The 14,430-nt window shown below is 61.1% G+C and carries 16 protein-coding genes and 1 tRNA gene; 8 read left to right on the top strand and 9 right to left on the bottom strand.

Annotated elements, in window-relative coordinates; all coding sequences use genetic code 11:
- Positions 1–12: 12 nt before the first annotated feature.
- Positions 13–750 carry an alanyl-tRNA editing protein gene (locus ACCD05_RS01250; RefSeq protein WP_413390679.1) on the bottom strand — a complete coding sequence of 246 codons (738 nt, stop codon included), beginning with the start codon at positions 748–750 and terminating at the stop codon, positions 13–15.
- A gap of 6 nt (positions 751–756) precedes the next feature.
- Positions 757–1,797 carry a cysteine synthase A gene (locus tag ACCD05_RS01245; RefSeq protein ID WP_209233274.1) on the bottom strand — a complete coding sequence of 347 codons (1,041 nt, stop codon included), beginning with the start codon at positions 1,795–1,797 and terminating at the stop codon, positions 757–759.
- Between the two features lie 202 nt (positions 1,798–1,999).
- Here ACCD05_RS01245 and ACCD05_RS01240 point away from each other — a divergent pair, with 202 nt between their 5' ends.
- Together ACCD05_RS01240 and ACCD05_RS01235 are read left to right on the top strand one after the other, a co-directional pair.
- A complete protein-coding gene (locus ACCD05_RS01240) occupies positions 2,000–2,689 on the top strand; it encodes a ChrR family anti-sigma-E factor (protein ID WP_413391054.1) in 690 nt (229 codons plus the stop codon).
- A gap of 100 nt (positions 2,690–2,789) precedes the next feature.
- Positions 2,790–3,623, top strand: a complete 834-nt coding sequence (locus tag ACCD05_RS01235) for an SDR family NAD(P)-dependent oxidoreductase (RefSeq protein ID WP_413390677.1) — start codon at positions 2,790–2,792, stop codon at positions 3,621–3,623.
- A 117-nt stretch (positions 3,624–3,740) separates the two neighbouring features.
- Here the strand turns inward: ACCD05_RS01235 and ACCD05_RS01230 are convergent, their stop codons facing one another.
- From ACCD05_RS01230 to ACCD05_RS01215, 4 genes are all read right to left on the bottom strand, one after another.
- On the bottom strand, positions 3,741–5,000 hold the full coding sequence (locus ACCD05_RS01230; protein ID WP_413390675.1) for a class I SAM-dependent methyltransferase: 1,260 nt from the start codon (positions 4,998–5,000) through the stop codon (positions 3,741–3,743).
- A gap of 164 nt (positions 5,001–5,164) precedes the next feature.
- A complete protein-coding gene (locus tag ACCD05_RS01225) occupies positions 5,165–6,007 on the bottom strand; it encodes a DUF1365 domain-containing protein (RefSeq protein WP_413390673.1) in 843 nt (280 codons plus the stop codon).
- On the bottom strand, positions 6,004–7,341 hold the full coding sequence (locus tag ACCD05_RS01220) for an NAD(P)/FAD-dependent oxidoreductase (protein WP_413390671.1): 1,338 nt from the start codon (positions 7,339–7,341) through the stop codon (positions 6,004–6,006). The genes ACCD05_RS01225 and ACCD05_RS01220 overlap by 4 nt, the downstream gene beginning before the upstream one ends.
- Positions 7,338–8,783, bottom strand: a complete 1,446-nt coding sequence (locus ACCD05_RS01215; protein ID WP_413390669.1) for a cryptochrome/photolyase family protein — start codon at positions 8,781–8,783, stop codon at positions 7,338–7,340. Before ACCD05_RS01215 ends, ACCD05_RS01220 begins: the two co-directional genes overlap by 4 nt.
- A 295-nt stretch (positions 8,784–9,078) precedes the next feature.
- On the opposite strand from ACCD05_RS01215, the gene ACCD05_RS01210 reads away from it, so the two are divergent.
- The 5 genes from ACCD05_RS01210 (at position 9,079) to ACCD05_RS01190 (ending at position 12,143) form a co-directional block, all read left to right on the top strand.
- A complete protein-coding gene (locus tag ACCD05_RS01210; RefSeq protein ID WP_018900109.1) occupies positions 9,079–9,279 on the top strand; it encodes a hypothetical protein in 201 nt (66 codons plus the stop codon).
- A 9-nt stretch (positions 9,280–9,288) separates the two neighbouring features.
- Complete coding sequence (locus ACCD05_RS01205; RefSeq protein ID WP_413390666.1) at positions 9,289–9,879, top strand: alpha/beta hydrolase; 591 nt, start codon at positions 9,289–9,291, stop codon at positions 9,877–9,879.
- A gap of 121 nt (positions 9,880–10,000) precedes the next feature.
- Entirely contained in the window at positions 10,001–10,435 is a 435-nt protein-coding gene (locus ACCD05_RS01200; RefSeq protein ID WP_413390664.1) for a hypothetical protein, read from the top strand.
- Between the two features lie 178 nt (positions 10,436–10,613).
- A complete protein-coding gene (locus ACCD05_RS01195) occupies positions 10,614–11,837 on the top strand; it encodes an MFS transporter (RefSeq protein ID WP_413390662.1) in 1,224 nt (407 codons plus the stop codon).
- 123 nt (positions 11,838–11,960) lie between these two features.
- Positions 11,961–12,143, top strand: a complete 183-nt coding sequence (locus ACCD05_RS01190) for a hypothetical protein (protein WP_413390660.1) — start codon at positions 11,961–11,963, stop codon at positions 12,141–12,143.
- Positions 12,144–12,294: 151 nt separating this feature from the next.
- Here the strand turns inward: ACCD05_RS01190 and ACCD05_RS01185 are convergent.
- Positions 12,295–12,369: transfer RNA gene (locus ACCD05_RS01185), tRNA-Asn, on the bottom strand.
- Positions 12,370–12,477: 108 nt separating this feature from the next.
- Between ACCD05_RS01185 and ACCD05_RS01180 the strand changes: the two genes are divergently transcribed.
- On the top strand, positions 12,478–12,771 hold the full coding sequence (locus tag ACCD05_RS01180) for a hypothetical protein (protein WP_413390658.1): 294 nt from the start codon (positions 12,478–12,480) through the stop codon (positions 12,769–12,771).
- Between the two features lie 10 nt (positions 12,772–12,781).
- Here the strand turns inward: ACCD05_RS01180 and ACCD05_RS01175 are convergent, their stop codons facing one another.
- Together ACCD05_RS01175 and ACCD05_RS01170 are read right to left on the bottom strand one after the other, a co-directional pair.
- Positions 12,782–13,786 carry an inorganic phosphate transporter gene (locus ACCD05_RS01175; RefSeq protein WP_111561368.1) on the bottom strand — a complete coding sequence of 335 codons (1,005 nt, stop codon included), beginning with the start codon at positions 13,784–13,786 and terminating at the stop codon, positions 12,782–12,784.
- Positions 13,786–14,427, bottom strand: coding sequence for a DUF47 family protein (locus ACCD05_RS01170; RefSeq protein WP_026283297.1), 642 nt, complete (start codon positions 14,425–14,427; stop codon positions 13,786–13,788). Before ACCD05_RS01170 ends, ACCD05_RS01175 begins: the two co-directional genes overlap by 1 nt.
- Positions 14,428–14,430 lie beyond the last annotated feature (3 nt).

The following is a 14,430-nucleotide window of genomic DNA, read 5'->3' as shown; positions in this document are numbered from 1 at the left end:
TCCAATCAATGCTTATGCGTCGTCGCCAGGAGCGCCGAAACGGATACGGAAGCGGCGGTTTTCCTTGCCCTTCTTCTCGATCTTGGCGATGTGAATCTGTCCGACTTCTCGTGTTGTCGCAACATGTGTGCCGCCGCAGGGCTGGCTGTCAATCGCCGAGTTCTCGCCGATGCAGACGAGGCTGACGCGGCCGAGCCCCATCGGCGGGCGCACGTTCTTCGATTTGACGATCCCTGGATTGGCCGCCAGTTCCTCGTCGGTAATCCACTGCAGGTAAACCGGATGGTCCTGGTCGACCAGCGCCATCAGCTTGGCCGTCACGTCGTCCTTGTCGATAGTGTCGGTCATGTCGAAATCGACGCGGCTCTCCTCTTCGCCGACGGCCGCTCCTGTGATCGGGTAGGAGCAGACGACGGAAAGCAGGTGGCACGCCGTGTGCATGCGCATCAGCTTGTGGCGGCGCTCCCAGTCGACATGCAGCACCACTTTCTCGCCGACCGCAGGGCTTGACTGCCCCTCGAGAGGAACATGGATGATGATGTCCTTGGCGGCGCCATGCTTGGTCTGCCCCAACGTGATCTTGCTACCGTCGGCGCGCTCGAGAAAGCCGGTATCGCCCGGCTGGCCGCCCGAGGTTGCGTAAAGGCAGGTCTGATCGAGCTCGATGCCCCCGTCTTCGTGAATGGCGGTGACGACGGCCTCGCAGATCGAGAGATAGAAGTCGTCACGATAGAGGGCATTAACGGGCATTGGGCCTCACGCTGCGGGTTCGTATGGGATCTTGATATCGACAGGCGAGGTCAGCCATGCCGGAAGCGGCAGCGACTTCGATGTCAGGAAATCGGGATTGAAGAGCTTCGACTGGTAGCGGTTGCCGTAGTCGCACAGAATGGTCACGACCGTGTGGCCGGGGCCGAGATCCTTGGCAAGCCGAACCGCGCCCGCGATGTTGATCGCCGACGAGCCGCCGAGGCAAAGCCCCTCATGCTCGACGAGATCGAAGACGTAGGGCAGGGCTTCCGCATCCGAGATGTTGTAGGCGAAATCAGGCGTGAAGCCTTCCAGATTGGCAGTGATGCGGCCCTGGCCGATGCCCTCGGTGATCGAGGAGCCCGCGGACTTCAGCTCGCCATTCTTGTAGAATTCGTAGAGGGCCGCGCCATCCGGGTCGGCGATGCCGATCTTGATGTCCTTGTTGAAGCTCTTGAGGCCCATCGCGGTGCCGGCAAGCGTGCCGCCCGAGCCGACGGAGCAAATGAAGCCGTCGACCTTGCCCGAAGTATCCGCCCAGATTTCCTTCGCCGTCGTCTCGATATGCGCCTGCCGGTTGGCGACGTTGTCGAACTGGTTGGCCCAGATGGCGCCATTCGGCTCGGTCTTGGCCAGCTGTTCGGCCAAGCGTCCGGAAACCTTCACGTAGTTGTTCGGGTTCTTGTAGGGCACGGCAGGCACTTCGACGAGTTCGGCGCCCAAGAGCTTCAGCGCGTCCTTCTTTTCCTGGCTCTGCGTCTCGGGAATGACGATCACGGTGCGGTAGCCGAGTGCCTTGGCGACAAGCGTCAGGCCGATGCCGGTGTTGCCGGCGGTCCCTTCGACGATTACGCCGCCCGGCCGCAACAGGCCCTTCTTCTCGGCGTCGCGAATGATGTAGAGCGCCGCGCGATCCTTGACCGACTGTCCCGGGTTGAGGAATTCCGCCTTGCCGAGAATGGTGCAACCGGTCGCGTCCGACGCTCCCTTGAGCTTGATCAGGGGAGTGTTGCCAATGGCTTCTAGGACGGAAGGATGAACGGTCATGGAATCTGCCTCTTTGAAACACTTAGTTTAGGAACGGTCTTTTCCCTTCACAAGGCTGGGTTGGCAAGAAATCCTATTCCTCGCCTCCAACCAACGCGGTAAAATTAGACTTCCCGTCCCAGATTGGCTCGCGACGTGCTGATCCGGGTCGCTATGTGATCTGAACCCGTCTGTGATCTGAACATTGACATTCATCGTATGGATGATGACAAAGCAATCACTGAAAGCGGAAACGACCGAAACCATCATGGTTCACGAGCATATCGACACGGTCGATGCATTGATGGCGTATTATGTTGCGGGTTCCCTTCCGGAGCCGGCGCGCGTTCTTGTCGAATCGCATCTGCAAATGAAGCCGGATCGTCGGCCTTTGGTACGCGACCTGGAATTTCTGGCCGGCCAGGCGCTGGAGCAGACATCCGAAGCAAGTCTTGATGACCGCGATTCCAGATTGGCGAGGATCTTCGCATCCGCTGCGCCCGTCGAGCCCAAGCCATTGATCGCGACTGACAAACCGAGCGTCTTTCCACGCGCGCTGCGCCGCCTCGTGGGCTTCGATGTCGATACGGTGCCGTGGAAGACCAAGCTCCCCGGTTTCAAGGAATATTCGATCGATATCGACGGCTGCGAAGTCAGCGTCATGTGGATTAAGCCCGGCCGCGCCATGCCGGCGCATACTCACAAGGGCATGGAACTGACGCTCATCCTCGATGGCGCCTTCAACGACAATCGCGGCCGTTTCGGCCCCGGCGATATCTCCGTTGCCGACGAGACGATCGATCACCGCCCGGTGGCCGAAAAAGATCGTCCCTGCATTGCATTTTCCGTTCTCGATGCCCCCATCAAACTGACCGGGTCCTTCCGCCAGCTGATTGGCGACCTGATCGGCTGAAAGCAGCCACAATAGCGTGATAGAGCCATTATCCCGGGAGGTTGAGAGGAACTTCCGGGCCCGTTTCGACGTTTTTCGATACAACCGGAGGAATCGCGCCATGAACGATTTTGTAGCCCGCCCCGAACATGGAATTGCCTGGATCTCAGGCGCAAGCTCCGGCATCGGCCGGGCATTGGCGCTGAAATTGGCAAGCGAAGGCTACAAGGTCGCCGTGACCGCCCGCGACCACGAAAAGCTTGCCGAACTGCAATCGGAAGCCAACGGTCTTGCTGGCAGCATCATCGTTCTCGATGGTGACGTCACCAATCCCGAAGACATGGAGCATGTGCTCGCATCGATCGAATACGAGCACGGCGCGCTGGCGCTCGCTGTCTTCAATGCCGGCGTCTATCTGCCTGTTCATGCGGAGGAACTGCGCCGCGAGGATTTCGAGCAGAGCTTCGCCGTCAATCTACAGGGCGTGGTCAATTGCCTGGTGCCTGCCGTGCGTCACATGAAGCACAAGGGGCAGGGGCAGATCGCCATCGTCTCCTCGGTCACAGGTTACGGCGGCCTGCCCACGGGCGCTGCCTATGGCGCCACCAAGGCTGCCTTGATCAACATGGCCGAGAGCCTGAAATTCGATCTCGACAAGATGGGCATCCGCATCCAACTCATCAATCCGGGTTTCGTCGACACGCCCGCCACCCGCAAGAACGAATTCCCCATGCCGTCACTGGTCCCGGTCGACGAGGCCGCGGCCGAGATCTATGCGGGCCTGAAGTCGAAGAATTTCGAGATCACCTTCCCGAAGCGCTTCACCTACACGCTGAAGGCTCTCAACCTCATGCCCTACAGCCTGTATTTCTGGCTGGTGAACCGCGCCACCGGCTGGCAGGAGCGCCCACGCGCCGATGGTCGCCGCCCGGTGACGCCAAGCCCGGCGGAATAGCTCAGGCGCTCACGAGTCATCGCGCCGACAACCGATAAGGATGTTGATGAGGGGATAGACGAGGCGGATGGCGACCGGGACAGGAGGTCGACTGTCTGGTCCCGCCACCCGCTCTCGTCAGCTCCGCGAAAAGACGACCTGGCGGACGTCTATGTTTCGGGCGCGGAAACCTGCTTCACAATAAAATAAATAGAACTCCCAGAGCCGCTTGAAGCGCTCGTCGAAGCCCAGTGGGCGAACTCGTTCCCAAACGGACCAAAAACGCTCTCGCCATTCGGCCAGAGTACGGGCGTAGTCTAACCCAAAACCGAAGTCCCGCACCAGTGACAAATTCACTTTTCGCCCAAGTTCCGCCAAATGCTCGCGGGTCGGTAGCATGCCGCCGGGAAAAACGTACTTCTGGATGAAGTCGGGATTGCTCCGGTACTGTTCGAAGGACTCGGGCCGAATCGTTATGATCTGCAGACCGGCCTTGCCGCCAGGCTTCAGGCACTGCTCGAGCTTGGAGAAATAGGCGGGCCAATATTTCTCGCCGACGGCCTCGAACATCTCGATCGAAACGATCTTGTCGTAGACGCCTGTCTCGTCGCGATAGTCCTGAAAGCGGAAGTCGACCTTGTCGCTGAGACCCGCCTTGCGGATGCGCTCCTCGGCGAAGGCCAGCTGCTCGCGGCTGATCGTCAGGCCCGTGACCCGACAATTCAGCTCGCTGGCGGCGAACTCGGCAAAACCGCCCCATCCGCAGCCGATCTCCAGAACATGGTCACCCGATTTGATCCCGGTCGCCTCGGCGAGAGCCCGATACTTGGCGTTCTGCGCTGACTGCAAATCGTTGGCGCCGGTGGAGTAAAGCGCCGACGAATAGGTCATCGTCGGATCGAGCCACTGCTTGTAGAAGTCGTTGCCGAGATCGTAATGCGCCGAGATGTTCCGCTTCGAGCCCTTTCGGGTGTTCGTATTCATCCAGTGGCGGATGCGCTCGACCAGACGGGGCAGGCCGCGCTTGCCGTTGGCATAATCCTGGATCGCTTCGTCGTTGACGATGAACAGCTCGAGGAACGCCGCGATATCGGGGCTGTCCCAATCGCCATCCATGTAGCTTTCGGCCACGCCGATCGTGCCGTTGGAAAGCGCCCGGTAGCAGATGTTCCAATTCTTGAGATGGATCTCGGCGTGCTGGCCGGGCGTGCTGCCGGTCACCCGCACCACGCGACCATCGGGAAACGCGATCGTCAGCGAGCCATGCTGCATGCGAAGCAATGCCCTCAACGCCAGCTTGGCGCGCAGCGGCAGTCCCTTCGAAACCTGTCCGATATTCTGCTGCGTCAGCTGGATCGCGTTGCGTTGAGAATCGGTCAAGTCGCTAGCATCACTCATGGTTTTCTCCTCCGGCAAGATTTGGCCGGTTCAGGACGACGATGCGCTGAAAATCTCCGCCCCCCGGCGATTGCTTTGAACGCTATCGTAAAAATTGGAAAAGCCAAACAATTTTCCAATCCTGTGTTGCGCACAATCGACGCATGCACGGCAGCGCGCTTGCCTCATTCGGCCGCTTCCGCCGTCTCGCGCGGCGCGACGACATTGACGGGGGCAGGCGGCGCGGGCTTTGCGATGTATTTCGCGCCCTTCAGCCACAATTTCAGCGCCTCCCAATGAATGCCGCCGACAATCTTGATCGGCAAAAACGGAACGGCGGCCGTCAGCCACGCCAGGTTCCTCGTCGTGAGGCTCACCTGTCGTCCCGAGAAGGTCGCCGCAAGCAGCGGGCCATCGGCATCGGTTTCGAGAATACGCCAGCGAATCTCCTTGCCCGGCGGCAGCATGCGGAAATTGTAGCGCATGCCCATCTCGATGAAGGGCGAGACGTGAAAGATCTTGTCGCAACTCTGCCGAATGCCGGTGTCGCTGACCTCGCCTGAGCCGATAGGGCAGACATAGGTATGGCGTTCGCCGAACGTGTTGCGAACCTCGTAGATCATCGCGATCAGCTGATCACGCGCGTCATAGGCATGGTAGACGGAGAGCGGATTGAAGACGTAGCCAAGGATGCGGGGATAGCAAACCAGCACGATGCGCTGGGCACGCAAGCCCGCATGCGCCAGCAGTTCATCGGCATGCGGCCTGGCACCCATCTCGCCGCCATGGTCGCTTTCGTGGAACGACACGGCATTGCGTTTGTTCACGGAAAACAGCGCGGACAGCCTATCCGCCTCATCCAGCCGGTCGAGATCGATCGCCATCGAGAACACGCGGTAGCGAAAGCGGTGGCCGAAGGGCTTCATGCGCTGGTGCATGACGTCGCCGACGTAGAGTGCTGCCGAGGCCTCGGGCGGCGGCCCGTTGTCGCGCATGCTCACGCCTCGTCCTTCGCGCTTCTTCGTCATGCGACGGCGTCCAGCTCCTGTTCGATACTATCAGTCTTGAGCGTGCTCCACGGCAGCGCCGCGCCGAGCGCCTTGGCGGCCGCGAGGCCCGAACTCAGCCCATCCTCGTGGAAGCCGTAGCCCGTCCAGGCGCCGGCAAAGTAGCAGCCGTTGCGTCCCTGTATATCCATGAGCGCGCGCTGCGCCTGAACGCTGTCGGCTGAGAACTGCGGATGCTCGTAGCTGAACTCCGCGAAGACCTTGCGCGGGTCCGGCTCGCGATCGGGGTTGAGCGTCACGAACAACGGGAAGCGATCGTCGATCGCCTGCAGCTTGTTCATCCAGTAGGTGACGGCGACATCGGCGTTACCGTTAGCCGAGCTGGACCGCAGATAGTTCCAGGACGCCCAGACCTTCCGGCGCTGCGGCATCAGCATCGGATCGCGGTGAAGCACCACCCTGTTGGGCTGATAGGGGACGGCCGCCAGCAGCCGCTTTTCCTGCTCGGTCGCATCAACGAGCATGCGCCGCGTTTGATCGCTGTGCGCGGCAAGGATCACCTTGTCGAAGCGGCGCTCCTCGCCGCGTTCGTCGACGATGGTGACGCCACTCTCGGTCCTGATCACGGCGCGCACGCCGAGGCCGAGCTTCAACCGGTCACCCAGAGGCTCAAGCAGTTTTTCGAGATAGTTACGGCTGCCACCGGTCACCGTGCGCCACTGGTGCTGCCTGGAATAGATCAGGCGGTGATTGTCGAAGAAGTTGACGAAATGCTCGGCCGGAAACTGCATCATCTTCGCGGCCGGCGTCGACCAGATCGCCGCTGCCATCGGCACCAGATAATTGTTGGTGAACCCCGGCGAGAAGCCGCGCCAGTCGAGATAGTCGCCGATGGAACGCGCGGCGAGGTGGCCGGCGGCTCGGTCGAGAAGGCAGGTCTTGTTGAAGCGCAAGATCTCGCGGATCATCAACAGGAAGGACGGGCGCACCAGATTGCGCTTCTGCGCGAAGATCGAAGACAGCCCGCTGCCGCTCCATTCCAGTTTGCCGTGGTCGAGCGAGAGCGAAAAGCTCATGTCGCTGGCATGGGTGGCAACGCCGAGCCGCGCAAACAGCGCGGTCAGGTTCGGGTAGTTCGGCTCGTTATAGACGATGAAGCCTGTGTCGACCGAAATGGGCACTCCATCGTAATCGACATCCACGGTGGCCGTGTGGCCGCCGGCGCGCGTTTCCTTCTCATAGAGCGTGACGTCATGCAGCGGATTGAGCGCCCATGCCGCCGATGCCCCGGAGACGCCGGAGCCGATGACAGCGATCTTCAAGCGACTGTGCGGGTGGTGAAAATGCGCGTTCATGCTGCGTCCTTTACGGCGTTGTAGGCTTTCAACGCCCGGTCGCGGGCGGTCGCGTGGTCGACGATCGGCTTGGGGTAGGTTTCGCCAAGCTTGATATCCGCCTTGTCGAGCACGCTTTGAGGTGCCGCGAATGGCTTGTGGATGTATTTGCTGTCGAGCGCGGCAAGCTCGGGAACGAACTCGCGGACATAGGCGCCATCCCGATCGAACTTCTCGCCCTGCAGCACAGGATTGAAGATGCGGAAGAAAGGTGCGGCATCCGCCCCGCAGCCCGCGACCCACTGCCAGCTCGCGGCATTGCTTGCCGGGTCGGCATCGACGAGCGTGTCGCGAAACCAGGCTTCGCCGCGCCGCCAGTCGATCATCAGATCCTTGATCAGGAACGAGGCGACGATCATCCGCACCCGGTTGTGCATGAAGCCGTGCTTCCAGAGCTGGCGCATGCCCGCGTCGACGATCGGATAACCGGTCATCCCCTTGGTCCAGGCGCGAAAATGCGCGGTGCTGTTGCTCCATTCGAACCCGTCGAAGCGGTCGTTCCAGTTGGCGTAAGGCAACTTCGGGAAGTGAAACAGCAGATGGTAGGAGAATTCGCGCCAGGCGAGTTCCTTGCGGAAGTGAACCAGATCGTCCGCCGGTACATCCAACCCTTGGGTCTCCTCCCATATGCGGGCAGGCGATATCACGCCCAGCGCCAGATAGGGCGACATCATCGAGGTTGACTGCTTAGCCGGAAAATCGCGGTCGGCCTTGTAGCCTTCGAGGCTCTGATCGAGAAAATCGGCAAGCCGCTCGCGCGCCGCCTCTTCGCCGGCAGTCCAGACCTCGGCGAAATCCTTGGCCCAGTCCGGCTTGGTCGGCAGAAGCTTCCAGGATTTCAGTGTCTCGCCTGCAGCGAGCTCCGGCGCGAATTTGACCTTCTTCGGCGCATTGACAGGGTGAGGCGGCTCGCCAGCACCCTCAAGCGTCCGCCAGAAGGGCGTGTAGACGCGGTAGGGCGTCCCGCCGCCTGTTTTGAGCCGCGACGGCTCATGCAGCAACTGGCCGGCGAAGCTCTGCGCATCCAGGCCCTGCTGCTCAAGCTCCCGCTTGATGCGCGTATCGATGGCGATGCCGGGCGGATCGTAGCGGCGGTTCCACATGACGGTGTCCGCACCAGTCTTCTTGATCAGGTCGGCGAGCACATCGAGCGCATCGCCGCTCACAAGATTGAGCGAGCCGCCAAGCGCTTCGATCGATGCCGTGAGCGACACCAGCGAATGATGCAGCCACCACTCTTGCGCGCCGCCTAGAGGCCCGGTGCCGGAAGAGGAAGGCTCGCGGATATAGAGGGGAATGATCGGGCGTCCGGTGCGGCAGGCAGCATGCAGCGCATGATTGTCGTCGAGGCGAAGATCCTTGCGAAACCAGAGGATAAGCGGCTTTGCGGCATCGTCGGACAATGAATGTGATCCTCTGTTTCTCTCTTGTCTCTGTTACGAAGCTACGGGGAGTGTGGATCAAAAGTTTCAGCCTGCATAAAGATTTAACACGGCACATCGGCAAATTATCCGACAGGATCGTTGGTCGCGCGCCTCGTGGGTCGATCGTCGCCCTCAGGCGAGATCAGCATGCCGATTTTTCCGCTTGTCCGCGCATGCAGGGATGCTCATTCCTTTAATCTACTAAAAAGATAGAGAATACTGCTCTCATCAGATGGCGGCCCGAAAAAGACGCAGCCGCACAGGAGAGACGACGATGAGTATCATCCGGCATTTCGATCGCCTTTGCACCATCCGCGACCAGCTGGAAGCGAGGCTCGAGCTGCATGAAGCGCGCTATTGTTTCGGCAGCGAAGACGTCGAGGATGGAACCGGCGCCGATCTGCGCGAGCGCATCATGCAGATGACCGACGAGATCTCGGCGCTCATGCACAGCCCGCGCTATTCCGATTTCTAGGAGGGAGCGATGACCCCGACACTGATCATCCCCGGCCTCTATGGCTCCGGCGAGGGCCACTGGCAGCGATACTGGCTCCGAGATCATCCTGACAGCGTTCTGGTGGAGCAGGACGATTGGGACGATCCCTTGGTCGATCGTTGGGCCGACCGGCTTGACGAGATGCTGCTTGAGCACGGCGAGGCCTATATCGTCGCCCATAGTCTCGGCTGCCTGCTGACGGCGAAGTTCGCCGACCGGCCATCGGCGCGCCGCATCAAGGGCGCGCTGTTGGTCGCTCCCTGCGACCTGCGCCCCACGGAACGGCGACACCCGGATGCCGCCATCCGCTTCGGGCCGATGCCGACACGGGCGCTGCCGTTCCCCAGCATCACCGTCGGCAGCCTGAACGACCATTACATGGAGCTCGACCGCCTGACGCTCTACGCGCGTCTGTGGAAGACCGAGCTCAGGAACATCGGTCTGGCGGGCCACATCAACATCGCCAGCGGCTTCGGCCGCTGGACCGGTGGCTATGCGCTCTTCGACAATCTCAGAGAGGAGGCGAAGGCGCCGAGGAGATACGTACCGGAACACGCGTCGCACACCTCGCTTGGCTGATCGCCATTGCCGTTCGATGTAATCCTCGGCGCCCATATCCCCCGAACGGTGAAGCGCGACAGTTGTCGTAATGCTGTAATGTGGTCCCCATCGATAGCATGTGACGGATGGGAGGCCGGATATGTGGTATGAAGTTGCCTTGGCCATGACACTCGTGGCGTTTACGCTCAGCAGTTGCCAGACGGTGGTCACAAATACGCCGACGCAGATGTCGACGGCGAAAATGAACTGCGATCCCGCCACCAACCGCTGCCAGACCCCCGAATTCGGCATCAAGCAGAAAGCCCGCCAGGGCCAGCGGGTGTCGTGGACCATGCAGCCGGCCGAGGGCTGGCGTTTGACGGGCAATCCCAAGACCACCTTCGCCGGCAAGGGCGTCTACGATGTGACTGTTACCGCATGGGATCCCAACTCGCTCACCTGCCAATGGCACGCCGAGGGTGATTCCAAGCTCTTCGCCAGCGACGGCTGGGTCGCCGGATATTGCTACGCCGACGCCGAACTCATCCCGCCGCCGGCACCGGTCAAAGTCCGTTCGACAAAGAAGAAAAGATAACGTCCCTGGTCGGATGGCCGCCGAGGCAGGCGCTGTCGGCGGTCACGATCACGTGTTTTAGCAGAGTCGAACGGAAAGCGGCCCCGCTGCCATTGACAAGCACGACGGTCCGGGCGGAAACGGTTGCAACAACAACCCCCAGAGGCGCGCTGTCGGCAGCGGGCCGGACAGTCTTCTCATGGATGCATCAGCAGTTCACCAGGATAGCGTTCTGCGCCATCCCGGCTATCTCAATTTCGCGGCTTCCCGCGTCTTCTCTTCTCTCTCCTTTCAATGCGTCGCCATCGCCATGGGCTGGATGATCTACGATCAGACCCACAGCGCCTTCGCGCTCGCCATGGTCGGTCTCTGTCAGTTCCTGCCGATGGTAGTGCTGACCTTCGTGGTCGGCCACGTCGCCGATCGGTTCGACCGAAGGCGCATCGGCCTGATCTGCCAACTGATCCTCGCCACGGTGTCGGCAGCACTTGCTGTCGCCACCTGGCAGAACTGGCTCACCCCTGCAGGCATCCTGACGGCGGTGACGATCATGGGCGCGACCGTCGCCTTCGAGCGGCCGACGATGGCAGCTCTTCTTCCCAGCATCATGCCGCCCTCGCTGCTGCAACGCGCGGTGGCGACATCGACCTCGATGATGCAGACGGCGCTGATCGTCGGCCCGTCGCTGGGTGGCCTGCTCTACGGCGTCGATGCCGTCGCCCCCTTCGCGGTGGCCGCCGTCCTGTTTGCCGTTGCAAGCATCAACGTCATCTCGATCCGCATGGAATGGACGCCGAGCAAGCGCGAACCGGTCACGCTGACCTCCGTCTTTGCCGGCGTCTCCTTCATCAAGAGCAAGCCGGTCATGCTCGGCACCATCTCGCTAGACCTCTTCGCCGTTCTGCTGGGCGGCGCCACGGCCCTCCTGCCGATGTTCGCCAGCGATATCCTTCATGCCGGCCCCTGGGGCCTTGGCATGCTGCGGGCGGCCCCGGCTGTCGGTGCGCTTTCCATGTCGATCGTTCTGGCAAGACGCTCGCTGACAAGCAAGGTCGGCGCGAAGATGCTGACTGCCGTGGCTGTGTTCGGCGTCGCGACGATCGTCTTTGCCGTATCGACCAACATCGCGCTGTCCATCGCCGCGCTGCTGGTGGTAGGCGCTGCCGATACGGTGAGCGTCGTGGTGCGCAGTTCTCTCGTTCAGCTCCTGACCCCGGATTCGATGCGTGGCCGTGTGAACGCCGTCAATTCGCTTTTCATCGGCACTTCGAACCAGCTGGGCGAATTTGAATCGGGCATGCTGGCCGGCATGATGGGTCCCGTCGCCGCCGGCGTCATCGGCGGCGTTGGGACAATCGTTGTTGTGCTCATGTGGACGCGGCTGTTCCCGGATCTTCGCAAGGTCGACACGCTGCAAGGGTAGGGTGCCCAGCCGCACCAAGCGTTCGCCAATCGTGACGTAAGAAATTTAGGCCCTAAGATGTTTACATGGCGTTTGGCGGCTGCGTGCTAGCTTAATAGCCAAGACAGTTTCGAGGAGGTCCATATGAAGCGAATTTCAACCGTCCTGGCCGTGATCATGCTGATCGGCCTTTCGGCGCTCACGACAGGATGCGCGGGCTATCCGACCTCCGCGGGGTCGGCATCCGGCTATGTGCCTGGCGATTCGATGAACCGCGCCTGCTCCGATGGCTTCAGGCCAAGCAACGGACGCTCCTGCGGCTATTGATATCGCCGCTTTGTCTTTCATCCCCGTGGCTAGATCGCCCACGGGATCAAACAATCGCGCCGCCGCTGAGGATAACCTCGGGGCGAAACCTATCGCTTTGATTCTGGAAAAGAAAAAGGCCTGCATTTTTCAATGCAGACCTTTTAGAAACTGGCTCCCCGGGCCGGATTCGAACCGGCGACCTGTCGATTAACAGTCGAATGCTCTACCGCTGAGCTACCAGGGATCACCGCTCGCCGCGGTGTGAGTGGGCTAATACAAATGCTTGCTCGATTTGCCAAGCGGTTTTTTCAAAAAAATGACATCTCCTTGCAATCATTCAGGTTATCCCCACATGCTGTGGATGACCGAGACCCCGAAAAACACTGCCAAACGCTTTGGCATCGATCACACCACCGGCCACATCGTCATGGGGCCGACCCGCATTCCGCTGCCGAAGTCGCGCATAGCAAGGCTTTTGATCGGCGGACTGCTGATTTTGGGCGGATGCCTGGGCTTTCTTCCGATTCTCGGCTTCTGGATGATTCCGCTCGGCGTGCTGGTGCTGTCGCACGACCTGCATGTCGCGCGGCGAATGAGACGACGATTTTCGGTTTGGTGGCACAGGAGGCGGAATTCCGCCTCCTGATATCAATCGCTCAGGCGAAGAGGCCAGCGATCCAGTAGAAGGCGGCGGCGATCAATGCGGCGGCCGGCAGCGTCACCACCCAGGCGACGACGATATTGCCCGCAAGGCCCCAGCGCACGGCAGACACCCGCCGCGCCGCGCCGACGCCGATGATCGCGCCGGTGATCGTGTGTGTGGTCGAGACGGGGATCCCGAGCCATGTGGCGCCGAACAGCGTCAGCGCGCCGCCGGTCTCCGCGCAAAAGCCCTGCATCGGATTCAGTCGCGTGATCTTCGATCCCATCGTATGCACGATGCGCCAGCCGCCGAACAGCGTGCCCAGCGCCATCGCCGACTGGCAGGAAAGCACCACCCACAGCGGCACGTGGAAGCTGCCGCCGAGATAGCCCTGCGAATAAAGCAGGATGGCGATGATGCCCATGGTCTTCTGCGCGTCGTTGCCGCCGTGGCCGAGCGAATAGAGCGACGCCGAGACGAACTGCATGATGCGGAAGGTGCGGTCGACCGCGAACGGTGTCTGCCGCACGAAGAGCCACGAAACGATCAGAACCAGGAACAGCGCCAGTAGGAAGCCGATCATTGGCGACATGACGATCGCGCCGGCGGTCTTGAGCAAACCACTCCAGACGATCGAGCTGAAGCCGACCTTGGCAAGCCCGGCGCCAACAAGCCCGCCGACCAGCGCATGCGACGAGCTCGATGGTATGCCGAACACCCAGGTGACGATGTTCCAGATGATCGCGCCCATCAGAGCCGCGAAGATAACCATCGGCGAGACGATGGCCGGATCGATGATGCCGGTCCCCAGTGTCTCGGCGACATGCAGCCCGAAGAACAGGAAGGCGATGAAGTTGAAGAAGGCCGCCCAGGCAACGGCGAACTGCGGCCGGAGCACACGCGTCGAGACGATCGTCGCGATCGAGTTGGCGGCGTCGTGCAGGCCATTCAGAAAGTCGAAGAACAACGCGACCGCGATCAGCCCGGCAAGCAGCGGGAAGGCAAGGGTGGCGTCCATCAGACGTTCTCGATCACGATGCCGCTGATCTCGTTGGCGACGTCCTCGAAGCGGTCGACGACCTTTTCGAGCTCGCCGTAGATCTCGCTGCCGATGATATAGGCCATCGGGTTTGTGGCGCCATGCTTGTGGAAGAGGTCTTTCAGCCCCTGATCATGCAATTCGTCCGACCGTCCCTCGATCCGCGTCACCGCCTCGGCGATCGCTGTCAGGCGAGGGGCGTTGGCATTGATTCGATCTAGGAGCGGAATGGCCTCGGCGATCATATGCGCGGCCTCGACGATCGTCTTGCCCATCTCCTGCATCACGGGATCGAAGCTCTTCTGTTCGAACAGGCGGATGGTCTTAACCGTCTTGTGCATCATGTCGATCGCGTCATCCATCGACTGGATGAGGTCCTTGATGTCGACGCGGTCGAACGGCGTGATGAAGCTGCGGCGAACGGCGAGCAGGACATCGCGGGTGATATCGTCGGCCTCGTTTTCCAGTGTGACGATGCGCGCGCAGTGCTTCTCGGTGTCGTTTCCGGAAAGCAGTTCGTTCAGCGCTTCGGCAGCACCCACGACTGTTTTCGCGTGCTGCGCGAAGAGATCGAAGAACCGGTCTTCGCGTGGCATGAGTTTCCGAAACCAGCTCAGCATAGT

The organism is Rhizobium sp. Rhizsp42 (genome assembly GCF_047304155.1).
Classification (GTDB): domain Bacteria; phylum Pseudomonadota; class Alphaproteobacteria; order Rhizobiales; family Rhizobiaceae; genus Rhizobium.
This window is presented reverse-complemented; position numbering and strand designations above follow the sequence as displayed.